Genomic DNA, 13958 nt, shown 5'->3' on the forward strand with positions numbered 1-13958 from the left:
TCATCCCCTTACTTCTGCCAGTATCCGATCTGCTCCCTGACTTTTCAGTTGTGCCGCTACAGCAATACCAAGTGCTACAGGATCTGTACCCTGCATCGTTTCTTTCAGCATAATACTGCCATCCGGTGTAGCCACCATTCCTGTTAATTGTATAATACTTTGCTCTTCCGGCACATCCGAACTTTGAAGACGAACCGCATATGCACCGATAGGCACCTGACAGCCACCATTTAACTCAGCCAAAAATGTACGTTCTGCTGTGACTGTGACTGCGGTTAGATCGTCATTATACAAAGACAACAATTGCAACATTTCGATATCATCTGCGCGACATTCGATTCCAAGTGCTCCTTGTCCTACAGCAGGCAGACAGATGTCTGTCGGTAAAAAGGAAGTGATTCGATCCGACCAACCCATCCGCTCTAACCCTGCAGCTGCTAGCATAATCGCATCAAAGCCTTCGGTTTCAAGCTTACGCAAACGAGAATCAATATTTCCCCGAATCGATTCAATTTGTAGATCAGGACGATATAATTTAAGCTGACTTGCACGTCTAAGACTACTTGTACCAAGCTTAGCCCCTTGCGGAAGCTCTTCTAACGAACAACCTGTACGTGTAATCAAGCAATCTCTAGGATCGACTCTTGGTGGTATAGCACCATTGATAAGACCTTCTTGTAATTCAGACGGCATATCTTTCATACTATGCACAGCCATATCAATCTCACCATCAAGCAGTGCTTGTTCAATTTCTTTAACAAATAGACCTTTCCCGCCGACTTTGGACAAAGTAACATCTAGAATCCGGTCGCCTTTGGTAATGATCTTTTTAATTTCAAAATGTACTTCTAGACCTTGCTCTTCACTAATCGCGGTTAACGCATCAATCACATGACCTGTTTGTGTTAACGCTAGAGCACTTTGTCTACTTCCTACTACGATCGTACGCATATATTCATCTCCTGATCCCATTGTATTCAATAGTCTAATTGCTCTATTGATTGGTTGATCCAGTGTTGTATTTGTTGCTCACTCCAGGGTTCAAATACACCCTGCCGAATATCTTCTAAAATAGAAAGCGACATCGCTTGATGTAGCAATGATTTGCGTAATGATTCATCGTTAACTTGTGTAGCAATCGTTTCCCGTAAATGATACAAAAAATCAATATACATCTCATATTCATTTCCAAAATGTTGATTGATTTCTTTCGCAATATGACGACCTGCTAAAGGTCCAGCTCCAGAAGTCGCTACCGCTATCGTTAACCGTCCACGACGAATCACATTTGGATTAATAAAAGTACTCTGTTCACGCTGATGAGCAACATTTACCGGAATGCGGTAAGAACGTGCTTCATTGGCAACTTGATTATTAACTTCAGGTACTGATGTAACCGCATGTACCAAAAAATAAGGTCTGTAACCAAATTCACTAAGTTTCTCATCGGAAAGAACACGATTAGCGATATCACCACTCTGATATTCGCGATCATGCCAGCGTATCTGCTGTTGATCTACTAATTGTTGCAATTTTGGTGTTACAGTAGGGCTGATTATCGTGAGTACGGCTCCTGCTTGTAGCAAAGAGATACTTTTACGTTCAGCCACTTTACCGCCACCTACAATCAGACAATCTTGATCTCTACAATCCAGCATAATAGGCAGATAATGAATAAAATCACTCATACACCCACCCATTGATGAAAAGCAGACCATGAATTAGAAACAAAATTTAAAATAAACAAAATATATCCTAAGATTGCCCATAGTGCCATTGTGTTGGCTGAATAGTTACGCATTTTTTTGGTAGCAAAAAAAGCAACATACACACATAATGCTAACAACGTAAACACCACTTTGGAATCCAGCAAAAGAATATATCTTCCTTCTGCAACAATCGACATCAAAGCGACAATCAACGAAACGATCAATACCGGTGTACCGATTAACATCGCTGTGTAAGTGTACTTCTCCATACTTTCTAAGCTAGGTAAACGGCGTACTGTATTATCCCATTTTTTTTGTTTTAATTTGCGATGTAAAAAGAGATACATCGAAGCAAACACAGCAGCTACCGTATACGCAGCAAAACTAATATTAGCAAATATTACATGTAAAATTAATAATCCATGAACGGTATCCCAACCTGTAGGGAGTACACCTTCACCCGGTGAATGAAGTCGATTTTGCACCATAGCACAAAAGCCGATTACATTTAACAGCAATACGGCATAATCAGTCTTCAATACCTTTTCAATAAAAAAGGAAATTAATATTAAAATAAAAGTCAGTACAAAGAAAAAATCATACGTTGAAAATAACGGTAATGTTTTTTCCTCTATCGTTCGAATCGTAATACTGACGATCTGAATAACAAATACCAAAATAAGAAACCCTGTGCCTAACCGCTTCGCCCTCGGATTGCGACGAATGCAATCCGAGAAATAAAACAGAAGGCTCAGGGCGTATAAATAAATAATAATATCGTATAACAGGTTAAAAAGCGTCAAAGCGAATCACCTGCCTATAGGGTTGCGGGAGCAAAAGACCCAAAACTACCTTCTAATCCCAATTTATTAGCTTGCACAGGCGACTGTGCTTCAGAAACTTCGCTTTGATTGACTTGATCTGCTGAATGTTCAAGCTGATCTTCTAAAGCAAATATTCGAGTGAACAAATCAAGTGCTTCAGCCCCATCTTTCTCGGCAGCCATTTCTTTAATCCGATGAATCGGTTCATGATTCATTTGATTTACGATACTTTTGGTTAGACGACTGATCACTTTACGTTGTCGTTCATCTAACTCTGGTAATTTATTAAATAAACTCTCCAGTGTCTCTGCATGAATATCTGCTCCACGTTCTTGTAGAGCACGAATTGCTGGACGTACACCTAATGTTTTGAGCCATTGATTGAACGATTCTACTTCTTGGCGAATCATACGCTCAATCTTAATCGATTCTGCTCGGCGCATTTCCATATTGCTTTCTACAATACCTTCTAGATCATCGATATCATATAAAAACACATTGCTAATATCGCCAATTGCTGGATCGATATCACGTGGAACCGCTATATCAATCATAAACAAAGGACGAGACTTACGCAATTTCATACTTTGAGCAAGTGTATCTGCATTCAGTACATATCCTTGTGCTCCTGTAGAACTGATCAGAATATCTACTTGATGTAAACGATCCATCGCTTGTTCAATAGTACATGGTGTACCGTTGAACTTATGCGCCAATTCTTGAGCACGTCCAAGTGTACGATTCGCTACAATCACTTCAGCCGCACCGTTCGCATATAGATGTTTCACAGTAAGCTCACTCATTTTGCCAGCACCTAGAATCATAATCACTTTATTATGAAAAGCACCGAAAATGCGCTTGCCTAGCTCTACAGCTGCATAACTGATCGAAACTGCACTTTCACCGATCATTGTTTCTGAATGTGCACGTTTACCCAGTGTCACAGCTTGCTTAAACAACATATTAAACCATGTACCTGTTGCTTTATTTTCTTGCGCCCATTGGAATGAACGCTTTACTTGACCCAGAATCTGAGTCTCACCCAGCACCATCGAATCCAATCCACAAGCTACACGAAAAAGATGACTAATCGCTTGTTCATCTTCATATATATATAAATGCTGTGTAAATTCCTGACGGGGAATACCGAACCACTGCTCCATAAAGGTACGAATAAAATGTCCACACATATGCAGACGATCTAATACCACGTAAATCTCCGTACGGTTGCAAGTCGCTACAATAGTCCCTTCCAACACACTCTTAGTTTCTCTGAGCTGCCGGAGCGCCTGCGGTAAATCTTCGTCCGCAATAGCAAACCGTTCTCTCACTTCAACGGGTGCTGTGCGGTAATTCAATCCGACAACAACGATGTGCATTGCAAGTTCACCTGCCTAATCTAAAAGTCATATCTCTATACGTTCATTAACAATACGTTAATTATATCACAGCTAAATTACGAATTTCGTCGTTTTTATGAAATGTTTATGAAATCATCATCGGAATATAGACACAATTTCTTTATCCCTACCATAATCAAATGATTTCATATCGTCAAATGATGGACTTAAAAAGAAATAGCCATAGGTAACCCCCATGGCTATTGTTTAGATCTTATTTCATTTTAATCTTTTGCTTCTACAAAGCAAAGTTTATATTATTGATTGATAAGTTCAACCGATTTGATTTCAGGTGTTTCCACTTGAAGTTCTCCCAAACCGCGAACTAATTTTTTGGCATACGTTTTTTCAGGTTTCAGAACGGATACCAGGTAGTCAATAGCTAACTGTGGATCTACGGTCTCTCCGCAGGTATAGCAGTCAATAGCCGCGAATCCTCTCTCAGGATATGTGTGAATCGAGAGGTGACTCTCCGACAACAAAACAAGTACTGTAGCACCTTGTGGTTCGAATTGTTTGGCTTGAACAGACATTACTGTTGCTCCGCATGCTTCAGCTGCATCAACCATATGAGCTTGCAAAACCTCAGCATTATTCAGCATATCAAAATCTACACCCCAAGTATCAACAGCAACGTGTCTTCCGAAAGTTGAGTATTCCATCTTCCGGTTCCCCCTTCCTAGGAATAAAATGTTTGAAAAATTTCATCCGCTAGGACCTACGTCATTCACTTCCCGAGGGTCTTATCTCTCGCAACATTACTATGTCCTGAGTGAATCCTGGTTCCTAATATTATTTTCAACGAGATTAAAAATAACATCTATCGACATGAAATGCAAGCCTTTTTGCAATATTTATTAAATATTTAAAGATTGTTTATTTTATCTGATTTAGCATGCATTTTTATGTATAAATATAATATTTTTATAATAAAAAAGCCTGCTTTCCTCAAAAGGAAAACAGACACTATGATTCGTAGTTAAGCTTCCATACCGAACAATCTTTGGGATTGAATACGTAGCTCTTGATCAATCTGTTCATACGGACCTTGTGAAGCTAAACGTTGGTCCAACAGACGATCTACAATACTTCGTACCAATTCAATATCAGTCTCAACAGATACAGATTGCCACTGGCTTTTCATATCTATTGCTGTATGTTTGTGTTGGTAGATCATTTTCTCTTGTTCGCCTATACATTCAACAATCTGACGAACAGAGCCTTGTTGATAATGGTATCTCATGATAAATCCATCATAGATTCGATTGACTACTCCGTTGCCTTTGAAAGCAACAAATAGTTTGCGAATGATGTTGGTTAACTGCGGATTTACCAAGCGGAAAGATAACTCACAGACATAGCTTCCTTCTCTGAGGTCAAAAGGTAAATGCACTTCTTCTCCGTTTTTCACTCCGAGAACAATTTCCTGATTTCCGTTATCAAGTATTTTTACTCGATGGTGGATCTGAGGATCTTCGGCATAATGGACAAACTGGGACATTTGAGCTTTCGACAACTGTAAACTGGCTTTAATATATTCTGTGGCTAACCGCTGAGCCATAAAAATCTCCTCAATTCTTTTAACATTCCAATATATTCATTATACATCATCTGCGAAACGCCTTGCTTGTGATCAAGATGAACTATTTTCACCATATTCCAGAAAAAAACGGAACAATCCCCGTAAAGTTCTAAAGAACGGCCTGAATACTCACTTTTCTATACAAACTTCTTCGTTTTGCTGACCTGTTCGTGACTTTATTGATTGCTTTGAGGGGGTTTGGACTCTTCCATTTCTAACGGATGATCTTCGTTCTCTGTCTCCACTTGCGCTACTTCTTCATCATCTTCTGACTCAGGAAGTGCAAAAGCATAACGTTCGATGACGGACCATAGTTCATCTTTACCCAATCCTGTTTCAGATGAAAACAGTACAAAATCATCTTCCGGTACAAAGCTCAAACCATGTTTAACGATTTTGATATGCTTGTCCCATTTACTACGTGGAATCTTATCGGCTTTGGTAGCAACGATACATACATCCCGTTCATAGTATTTAAGCCACTCGTACATAATTACATCGTCTTTGGAAGGTGGATGGCGAAGATCGATCACCAGTACAACCATACGCAACGTTTCGCGTTCGAGTAAATATTTTTCAATCATTTTACCCCATGCTTCACGCTGACTTTTGGAAACTTTGGCATACCCATATCCAGGAAAATCGACGAAATACATCGATTCATTGATCATATAGTAGTTTAGATGTTGTGTTTTACCCGGTGTTGCACTGGTACGTGCCAGGTTTTTACGGCTAATCAAACGGTTAGTCATAGAAGATTTACCTACATTAGATCGTCCTGCTAGAGCAATCTCTGGCAACCCATCTTCCGGGTATTGGTTCGGACGCACCGCGCTAATAATAAATTCCGCGCTATTTACTTTCATAATTACAAGTTCCCCTTTAGTTAGAAGTTGAAGGTAAACATCGGATCAAGTAGCTTGACCACTTCACAAACGGATTATTCTGTCGATCGCTGTTAAGATCAAATATCTTGAAATACTGCTGGTCGCAGTAGATATTCGATCTTAAAGGCGAGCGCTTCGCTTCTATCGAATAATTCCGTTTGCTTCGTTCCGTGCTACAAAAGATACTCTGCTCCATCAACGGATTAGTAATAGTATAGCACATCAAATAAACGGAATCGCTCTATTTTACTGCTTATAGAACGATTCCGTTGGTAGTTTGTTATTAAATTGAGTGGTTTAGATTAAAGGCTGGATCGTTTCAGGTGTTTCTTTGGGAGCGATAAGAGCTTCTTCTAGCACCTGATCCATATGAGATACTGGAACAAAGGTAAGATCGTTTCTTACGCTTTCTGGGATATCACGTAAGTCGCGTTCGTTATCCATCGGAAGTAGGATTTTTTTGTATCCTGCACGGTGAGCAGCTAATGTTTTTTCTTTGAGACCACCGATAGGGAGTACACGTCCACGCAGTGTGATTTCACCTGTCATGGCGACTTCTTTAGATACAGGGCGACCGGTTAGAGCCGAGATTAGTGCAGTTGCAATCGTAATACCGGCAGAAGGACCGTCTTTAGGGATAGCGCCTTCTGGAATATGAATATGGATATCATTTTTCTCATGGAAATCGTCTGCAATATGCAGGTCTTTAGCTTTGGAACGTGTGTAACTGAATGCAGCTTGCGCTGATTCTTTCATCACATCGCCTAATTTACCTGTTAGCATTAATTTACCACTACCCGGTACAACGGTGACTTCAATCGTTAGCGTTTCTCCGCCTACTTCTGTCCAAGCAAGTCCAGTGACACTACCGACTTGATCTTCTTTTTCAATCAGACCATAACGGAATTTAGGTACACCTAGATAATCTTTGATTTGATCCGGTTCAATAGAGACTTTTTCTAAATTATCAGAGACGATTGCTTTGGCTGCTTTACGACAAAGTGCAGCGACTTGTTGTTCTAGATTACGTACACCCGATTCACGTGTATACTCACGAATCATACGTAAAAGTGCATCTTCGCCAATTTCTAATTGCTCAGGAGTTAGACCATGTTCTTCGGTCTGCTTAGGCAATAGATACTGCTTAGCGATCTGCATTTTCTCAAGTTCAGTATATCCAGGAATAGAAAGCATCTCCATCCGATCTAATAACGGACGAGGAATACTTTGCACACTATTTGCTGTTGTCACAAACATAACGTTGGATAGATCAAATGGCACTTCAACAAAATGATCACTAAACGTATTGTTTTGCTCGGGATCAAGCACTTCCAACAATGCCGCTGAAGGATCTCCGCGGAAATCAGAAGCCATTTTGTCGATTTCATCCATCAGAAATACAGGATTGGTCGAACCTGCTGTTTTCATCCCTTGAATAATACGTCCAGGCATTGCTCCTACATACGTACGACGATGACCACGAATCTCAGCTTCATCACGCACACCACCAAGTGAGATACGAACAAATTCGCGTCCTAAAGACTTGGCAATCGAACGTGCTAATGACGTTTTACCAACACCCGGAGGCCCTACAAGACAAAGAATAGGTCCTTTTAGCTTTTTCACTAATTTCTGTACTGCTAAATATTCAAGTACCCGTTCTTTGGGCTTATCAAGTCCATAATGATCTTCGTTCAAAATCGCTTCTGCATGATGAAGATCCAGATCATCATCTGTCGATTTCGACCACGGTAAGCTGATCAACCAGTCAACATAGTTACGAATAACACTACCTTCAGCAGAACTGGCAGGCATTTTCTCAAGACGATCGATTTCTTTTTCGATCTTTTCTTGTACTTTTTCAGGTACCGAAATTTCGGATAATTGTTGACGTAACTCTTCGACTTCGCCAGCTCGACCTTCTTTTTCACCTAGTTCTTTTTGGATCGCTTTCATTTGTTCACGCAAATAATATTCACGTTGCGTTTTTTCCATTTGCTTTTTGACACGTTGATTGATTTTGCGTTCCAATTCTAATACTTCACGTTCATTGTTCAAAATATCTAACAAACGTTCCAGACGCGCACGAACATCAACCGTTTCCAAAATATCTTGTTTGTCTTTGATTTTGATCAACAAATGACTGGTAATCACATCTGCCAATCGACCAGGTTCTTCGATATCAGATACCGCTGCTAATGTCTCTGGCGTTACCTTTTTGGACAAATTAATATAATGTTCAAATTGAGTCAATACGGTCCGCATCAATGCACTGACTTCCGGATCATTGGTTTCTTCTTCCGGTAGTTCTTTTGCTTGCACTTCATAGTATTCTTCATTATCAATATATTGAATAATCTCTGCACGTTCCAAACCTTCCACCAGTACACGAATCGTTCCATTAGGCAGCTTCAACATTTGTCTGACTTTAGCTACCGTTCCGATTCTAAAAATCTCATCCTGGCTCGGCTCTTCGATGCTGACTTCCGATTGCGAACAAAGAAGAATTAAATTATCGTCAACCATCGCTTTTTCTAATGCCTTTACAGATTTATCTCGTCCTACATCCAGATGTAATACCATACTTGGATAGACAAGTAGTCCTCTCAAAGGCAGTAAAGGAAAACGACGCCCCTTATTTTTATTTGGTCCCATCGCTTTCATCCTCCTATGCTTGTGCGTATCATAGTGCCTATATCATTCCTAGTTTACCAAATATCACATTGAAAAACCAATGATCCTCCAACCGATCTGATTTTGCAGAAATTCATGTAAAAAAAGATACTGATTGAGGCAACTTCCTCCACCAGTATCTTTACGTATGCTTTATTACATTAGTCTATACATTTACTTCGTTGCAGGTGCATGACGCTCTTCACGACCCGGAATTTTCCCTGTCGCTTCAAACGCTACAACAATTGCATCGATTTCTTTTTTCAATTCTACAACCATATCTGCTTCTGGTACTTTACGGATCATTTTACCATAGCGGAAAAGAAGTCCTTCTCCACGAGCACCAGCGATACCGATATCGGCTTCTTTCGCTTCACCTGGTCCATTTACCGCACAACCCAGTACAGATACTTTGATCGGCACTTTCAATTTGGAAATATACTCCTCAACTTCATTGGCTATTGAAAACAGATCAATATCCAAACGTCCGCAAGTCGGACAAGATACCAATGTTGCTGCATTCGTAATCAAGCCGAATGTTTTGAGTAGCTCACGAGCTACTTTTACTTCTTCTACAGGATCGGCACTTAATGAGATACGAACAGTAGAACCGATACCTAATGCTAAAAGTGCACCAATACCCGCAGAACTTTTGATCGTTCCTGCATTCAATGTTCCTGCTTCTGTAATTCCTAAATGAAGCGGATAAGGAATCACTTTCGCTGCTTGACTATAAGCTTCGATCGCCATAGGCACATCAGATGCTTTAAGTGAAACGATAATATCATGGAAATCCAATTCTTCCAAAATACCGATATGGAATAATGCACTTTCTACCATTGCTTCTGGTGTTGGGTAACCATATTTCTCAAGCAAATGATTTTCCAGTGAACCGGCATTAACTCCGATACGAATTGGAATATTTTTTTCTTTACATGCACGTACAACAGCTTCGACTTTATCACGTCTACCGATATTACCCGGATTAATACGTACTTTGTCGATTCCATTTTCAATCGCAAGTAAAGCTAATTTATGATTGAAATGAATATCCGCTACAAGAGGGATATGAATGCGTTTTTTGATTTCTTTGATTGCCGCTGCTGCTTCTTCGTTGTTGACTGTTACACGAACCAACTGACAACCTGCTTCTTCCAGACGTAGTATTTCAGCTACAGTCGCTTCTACATCTGCTGTTTTGGTGGTACACATACTTTGAATCAGAACTTCATTACTGCCGCCAATTGTCAAATCTCCGACTTTGACCGGTCTTGTGTTTTCTCTCAAAAACATTTTTTTTGCTCCCTTACATGTGGGCTTAATCGCAAACCAGCCTTCATCCTGCAAAGGAAAAAGGCCGGCGCGTTATCTATGAACATCATAGAAGAAACGCATACTCAACCATTAATCGTTAAGTTATTATGCACTTTCTTCTTGCTTTTTATCTTTGCCTGTCTGTAACTCAGGAACCACTTTATCCTCAACAACTTGCTGAGTAATTACACATTTGGTTACATCATCACGAGACGGTACTTCATACATCACATCAAGCATAATGCTTTCGATGATGGCACGAAGTCCACGAGCACCAGTGTTACGTTTGATCGCTTCACGGGAGATCGCTTCAAGTGCACCTTGTTCAAATACTAATTCTACATTGTCCATTTCCAACATTTTGGAATATTGTTTTACCAATGCATTTTTAGGTTCAGACAAAATGCGTACCAATGTTTCTTCATCTAGTGGTTCTAGAGCAGAAATAACTGGTAGACGTCCTACAAATTCAGGAATCAAACCGAATTTAAGCAAATCTTCTGGCAATACCATACTTAGGTATTCGCCTGCTTTCAATTCTTTTTGACCTTCATTATTAGAGTTAAAACCGATTACTTTTTTACCGATCCGGCGTTTGATATATTGCTCAAGACCGTCAAAAGCACCACCTACGATAAACAAGATGTTAGTGGTATCGATTTGAATAAATTCTTGATGAGGATGCTTACGTCCGCCTTGTGGTGGAACAGAAGCAACCGTACCTTCAAGGATTTTCAGCAATGCTTGCTGAACACCTTCACCGGATACATCACGAGTGATTGAAGGATTTTCAGATTTACGAGCTACTTTATCAATTTCATCGATATAAATAATACCGCGTTCTGCTTTTTCTACATCATAATCAGCAGCTTGGATTAGTTTGAGCAAGATATTTTCAACATCTTCCCCTACGTAACCAGCTTCTGTTAATGAAGTTGCATCTGCAATCGCAAATGGTACGTTCAAAATACGAGCCATTGTTTGCGCAAGTAACGTTTTACCAGAACCTGTTGGTCCTACAAGCATAATGTTACTTTTTTGCAATTCTACATCTTCAATTTTACTTTGTGAATTTACACGTTTGTAGTGATTATATACAGCTACAGACAATGATTTTTTAGCTTGATCTTGTCCGATAACGTATTGATCCAAAATCGCACGGATTTCTTGTGGTTTTGGGATATCTTTAAGATCTAACTCTTCTTCATGTCCCAATTCCTCTTCTACGATCTCTGTGCAAAGTTCGATACATTCGTCACATATATAAACACCAGGACCTGCTACAAGCTTACGGACCTGATCTTGAGATTTTCCGCAAAAAGAACATTTAAGCTGTCCTTTTTCATCATTAAATTTAAACATGTAAGCACCCCTCTTTAGCTTGTGATCGGACGAGTGAGAATTTGATCTATAATTCCGTAAGCTTTCGCTTCCTCAGCTTCTAAGAAATAATCGCGATCGGTATCTTTTTCAATCTTGTCTAAAGATTGCCCCGTACGTTCTACATAAATTTGGTTCAATTTTTGACGTGTTTTGATAATCCATTCAGCATGGATCTTCATATCTGATGCTTGTCCGCTAATACCACCAAGCGGTTGATGAATCATCACTTCACTGTTCGGCAATGCATAACGTTTACCTGGTGCACCTGCTGTTAACAACAGTGAACCCATACTTGCAGCCATACCGATACAGATCGTGGATACATCTGGCTTAATGAATTGCATTGTATCGTATATACCCATCCCTGCTGTGACAGAACCACCAGGAGAGTTGATGTATAGATGAATGTCTTTCTCTGGATCTTCCGCAGCTAAAAACAATAGTTGTGCAATAATGAGATTGGCTACATCATCATCAATCGCCGTGCTCAGAAACACGATACGGTCTTTGAGCAATCTTGAATAAATATCGTAAGATCGTTCACCTCTACTGGTTTGTTCGACAACCATAGGTACTAGACTCATAAGACCAACCTCTTTTCTTTGTCATAAAATATAGGGCATATAAAAATGCATAGAAATAATGACACAGAACCATTTTAACATGTACAAGGTCTCATGTCATTTTTTCAGTGCTAATCATTTTATCTATAAATAGGTAAAAATAAGGCACGCAAATGTATACGTGCCTTATCTGAAAAGGTTGCAAATATTTGCAACGTTCATATAAAGTTAAAAATTACTCAGCTTTCTCAGCAGCTACAGGCTCAACTTCTTTGCTGTTGTCTACCAAGATTTCGATTGTTTTGCGCAATTTGATTTCGTCAGAAAGACTTGCAAGAGAACCATTCGCAGCAAGAATGTTACGAACTTCTTCAGCATCACGTTGGAATTGTCCAGCCATTTTTTCCAATTCCGCAGTTACTTCTTCTTCAGAAACTTCGATATTTTCCTCTTTAGCGATTTGTTCCAACACTAGGTTGTTACGAACGCGTTTGGAAGCTTCTTCTTTCATTTGCTCTTTAAGATCATCTGTTGTTTGACCAGAGAATCCTGTGTACATCTCAAGGTTCATACCTTGTTGACGAAGACGGTTGTCAAAATCACGAACCATGTTTTCTGTTTCGGAGCTGATCATTGCTTCTGGAATTTCTACTTCAGCATTTTCAGCTGCTTTTTCTACTGCTGCTGATTCTTTTGCTGCTTTTACTTCGTTTTCTTTACGAGTAGCGATTTGAGATTTCAAATCTGCTTTGAACTCATCAAGTGTATCAAATTCACTTACATCTTTAGCAAACTCATCGTCCAATTCAGGAAGATTTTTGCGTTTGATTTCGTGAACTTTTACTTTGAATACTGCATCTTTACCAGCAAGTTCTACCGCATGGTAGCTGTCTGGGAAAGTTACACTTACGTCTTTGAAGTCGCCAGTAGCCATACCAACTACTTGCTCTTCAAATCCTGGAATAAAGGAGTTAGAACCCAATTCAAGAGAATAACGCTCTGCTTGTCCACCTTCGAATTGAACGCCATCTACAGAACCGTCGAAGTCGATAACAACAACGTCTCCATTTTCAGCAGCGCCTTCTTCAAGTACAGACAATTCAGCATGACGTTGTTGCAAACGTGTCAATTCTTCGTTCACGTCTTCTTCGCTAACTTCAGCTTTAGCAACTGGTACTTCTAGTCCTTTGTATTCACCCAATTTAACTTCAGGTTTTACAGTAACTTTAGCTTTAAATTTGAAAGTTTCGCCTTTTGCGAATTGCTCGATTTCGATTTCAGGACGATCCACAGGGAAAATATCTGCTTCGTCAACAGCTTCAGAGTAAGCTTCTGGAAGCAAGATATCGATTGCATCGTTATAAAGACTTTCTACGCCAAAGCGTGCTTCAAAAATAGACCGAGGCACTTTACCTTTGCGGAAACCAGGGATGCTGGTTTTTTTAACTACTGTAGTGAATGCTTTATCAAGTGCCGCGCTTACACGCTCTGCACCTACTTCTACCTCAAGAACCCCAAGGTTCTTTTCTGTTTTTTCCCATTTTGCTGTCATTTCAAGTATTCCCCTCCAAAAAATATTTCACATTGTATAAATGTTAATTTCACGTACAGAATAACCATTAT

The 13958-nt window shown here is 39.7% G+C and carries 12 protein-coding genes; all 12 read right to left on the minus strand.

Features of this window, described 5'->3' with window-relative positions; all coding sequences use genetic code 11:
- Positions 1-951: a hydroxymethylbilane synthase gene (hemC, locus tag QE450_RS14365; protein ID WP_273613386.1), complete on the minus strand. Its 951-nt coding sequence runs from the start codon at positions 949-951 to the stop codon at positions 1-3.
- A 26-nt stretch (positions 952-977) separates the two neighbouring features.
- Positions 978-1688, minus strand: coding sequence for a precorrin-2 dehydrogenase/sirohydrochlorin ferrochelatase family protein (locus tag QE450_RS14370; protein WP_307300023.1), 711 nt, complete (start codon positions 1686-1688; stop codon positions 978-980).
- The gene (gene ccsA / locus QE450_RS14375) at positions 1685-2386 is read right to left on the minus strand and encodes a cytochrome c biogenesis protein CcsA (RefSeq protein ID WP_273613388.1); all 702 of its coding nucleotides are present in this window, start codon (positions 2384-2386) and stop codon (positions 1685-1687) included. The genes QE450_RS14370 and ccsA overlap by 4 nt, the downstream gene beginning before the upstream one ends.
- A gap of 140 nt (positions 2387-2526) precedes the next feature.
- Positions 2527-3912, minus strand: a complete 1386-nt coding sequence (gene hemA, locus QE450_RS14380; RefSeq protein WP_273613389.1) for a glutamyl-tRNA reductase — start codon at positions 3910-3912, stop codon at positions 2527-2529.
- A gap of 278 nt (positions 3913-4190) precedes the next feature.
- Positions 4191-4595: an adenosylmethionine decarboxylase gene (gene speD / locus QE450_RS14385; protein WP_204826703.1), complete on the minus strand. Its 405-nt coding sequence runs from the start codon at positions 4593-4595 to the stop codon at positions 4191-4193.
- A 317-nt stretch (positions 4596-4912) separates the two neighbouring features.
- Entirely contained in the window at positions 4913-5494 is a 582-nt protein-coding gene (locus QE450_RS14390; protein WP_273613390.1) for a non-ribosomal peptide synthetase module, read from the minus strand.
- A gap of 197 nt (positions 5495-5691) precedes the next feature.
- A complete protein-coding gene (gene yihA / locus QE450_RS14395; RefSeq protein WP_301263272.1) occupies positions 5692-6381 on the minus strand; it encodes a ribosome biogenesis GTP-binding protein YihA/YsxC in 690 nt (229 codons plus the stop codon).
- A 318-nt stretch (positions 6382-6699) separates the two neighbouring features.
- Positions 6700-9057: an endopeptidase La gene (gene lon, locus QE450_RS14400; RefSeq protein ID WP_273613392.1), complete on the minus strand. Its 2358-nt coding sequence runs from the start codon at positions 9055-9057 to the stop codon at positions 6700-6702.
- Positions 9058-9249: 192 nt separating this feature from the next.
- A complete protein-coding gene (gene ispG, locus QE450_RS14405) occupies positions 9250-10368 on the minus strand; it encodes a flavodoxin-dependent (E)-4-hydroxy-3-methylbut-2-enyl-diphosphate synthase (protein ID WP_204826707.1) in 1119 nt (372 codons plus the stop codon).
- A 126-nt stretch (positions 10369-10494) separates the two neighbouring features.
- Positions 10495-11751 (minus strand): ATP-dependent protease ATP-binding subunit ClpX, encoded by a 1257-nt coding sequence (clpX, locus tag QE450_RS14410; RefSeq protein WP_069325531.1) that lies wholly within the window; start codon positions 11749-11751, stop codon positions 10495-10497.
- A gap of 14 nt (positions 11752-11765) precedes the next feature.
- Positions 11766-12356 carry an ATP-dependent Clp endopeptidase proteolytic subunit ClpP gene (gene clpP / locus QE450_RS14415; RefSeq protein WP_069325532.1) on the minus strand — a complete coding sequence of 197 codons (591 nt, stop codon included), beginning with the start codon at positions 12354-12356 and terminating at the stop codon, positions 11766-11768.
- Between the two features lie 214 nt (positions 12357-12570).
- A complete protein-coding gene (gene tig / locus QE450_RS14420) occupies positions 12571-13887 on the minus strand; it encodes a trigger factor (RefSeq protein WP_273613393.1) in 1317 nt (438 codons plus the stop codon).
- Positions 13888-13958: the final 71 nt, after the last annotated feature.

Origin of the sequence: Paenibacillus sp. SORGH_AS_0306 (genome assembly GCF_030819345.1) — a bacterium.
Classification (GTDB): Bacteria; Bacillota; Bacilli; order Paenibacillales; family Paenibacillaceae; genus Saccharibacillus; species Saccharibacillus kyungheensis.

What these genes read in the sequence shown, in the direction of transcription:
- tig (WP_273613393.1), bottom strand. Translation starts at nt 13,887, where the DNA reads ATGACAGCAAAATGGGAAAAAACAGAAAAGAACCTTGGGGTTCTTGAG.
- hemC (WP_273613386.1), bottom strand. Translation starts at nt 951, where the DNA reads ATGCGTACGATCGTAGTAGGAAGTAGACAAAGTGCTCTAGCGTTAACA.
- QE450_RS14390 (WP_273613390.1), bottom strand. Translation starts at nt 5,494, where the DNA reads ATGGCTCAGCGGTTAGCCACAGAATATATTAAAGCCAGTTTACAGTTG.
- yihA (WP_301263272.1), bottom strand. Translation starts at nt 6,381, where the DNA reads ATGAAAGTAAATAGCGCGGAATTTATTATTAGCGCGGTGCGTCCGAAC.
- hemA (WP_273613389.1), bottom strand. Translation starts at nt 3,912, where the DNA reads ATGCACATCGTTGTTGTCGGATTGAATTACCGCACAGCACCCGTTGAA.
- lon (WP_273613392.1), bottom strand. Translation starts at nt 9,057, where the DNA reads ATGGGACCAAATAAAAATAAGGGGCGTCGTTTTCCTTTACTGCCTTTG.
- speD (WP_204826703.1), bottom strand. Translation starts at nt 4,595, where the DNA reads ATGGAATACTCAACTTTCGGAAGACACGTTGCTGTTGATACTTGGGGT.
- ispG (WP_204826707.1), bottom strand. Translation starts at nt 10,368, where the DNA reads ATGTTTTTGAGAGAAAACACAAGACCGGTCAAAGTCGGAGATTTGACA.
- clpX (WP_069325531.1), bottom strand. Translation starts at nt 11,751, where the DNA reads ATGTTTAAATTTAATGATGAAAAAGGACAGCTTAAATGTTCTTTTTGC.
- clpP (WP_069325532.1), bottom strand. Translation starts at nt 12,356, where the DNA reads ATGAGTCTAGTACCTATGGTTGTCGAACAAACCAGTAGAGGTGAACGA.
- QE450_RS14370 (WP_307300023.1), bottom strand. Translation starts at nt 1,688, where the DNA reads ATGAGTGATTTTATTCATTATCTGCCTATTATGCTGGATTGTAGAGAT.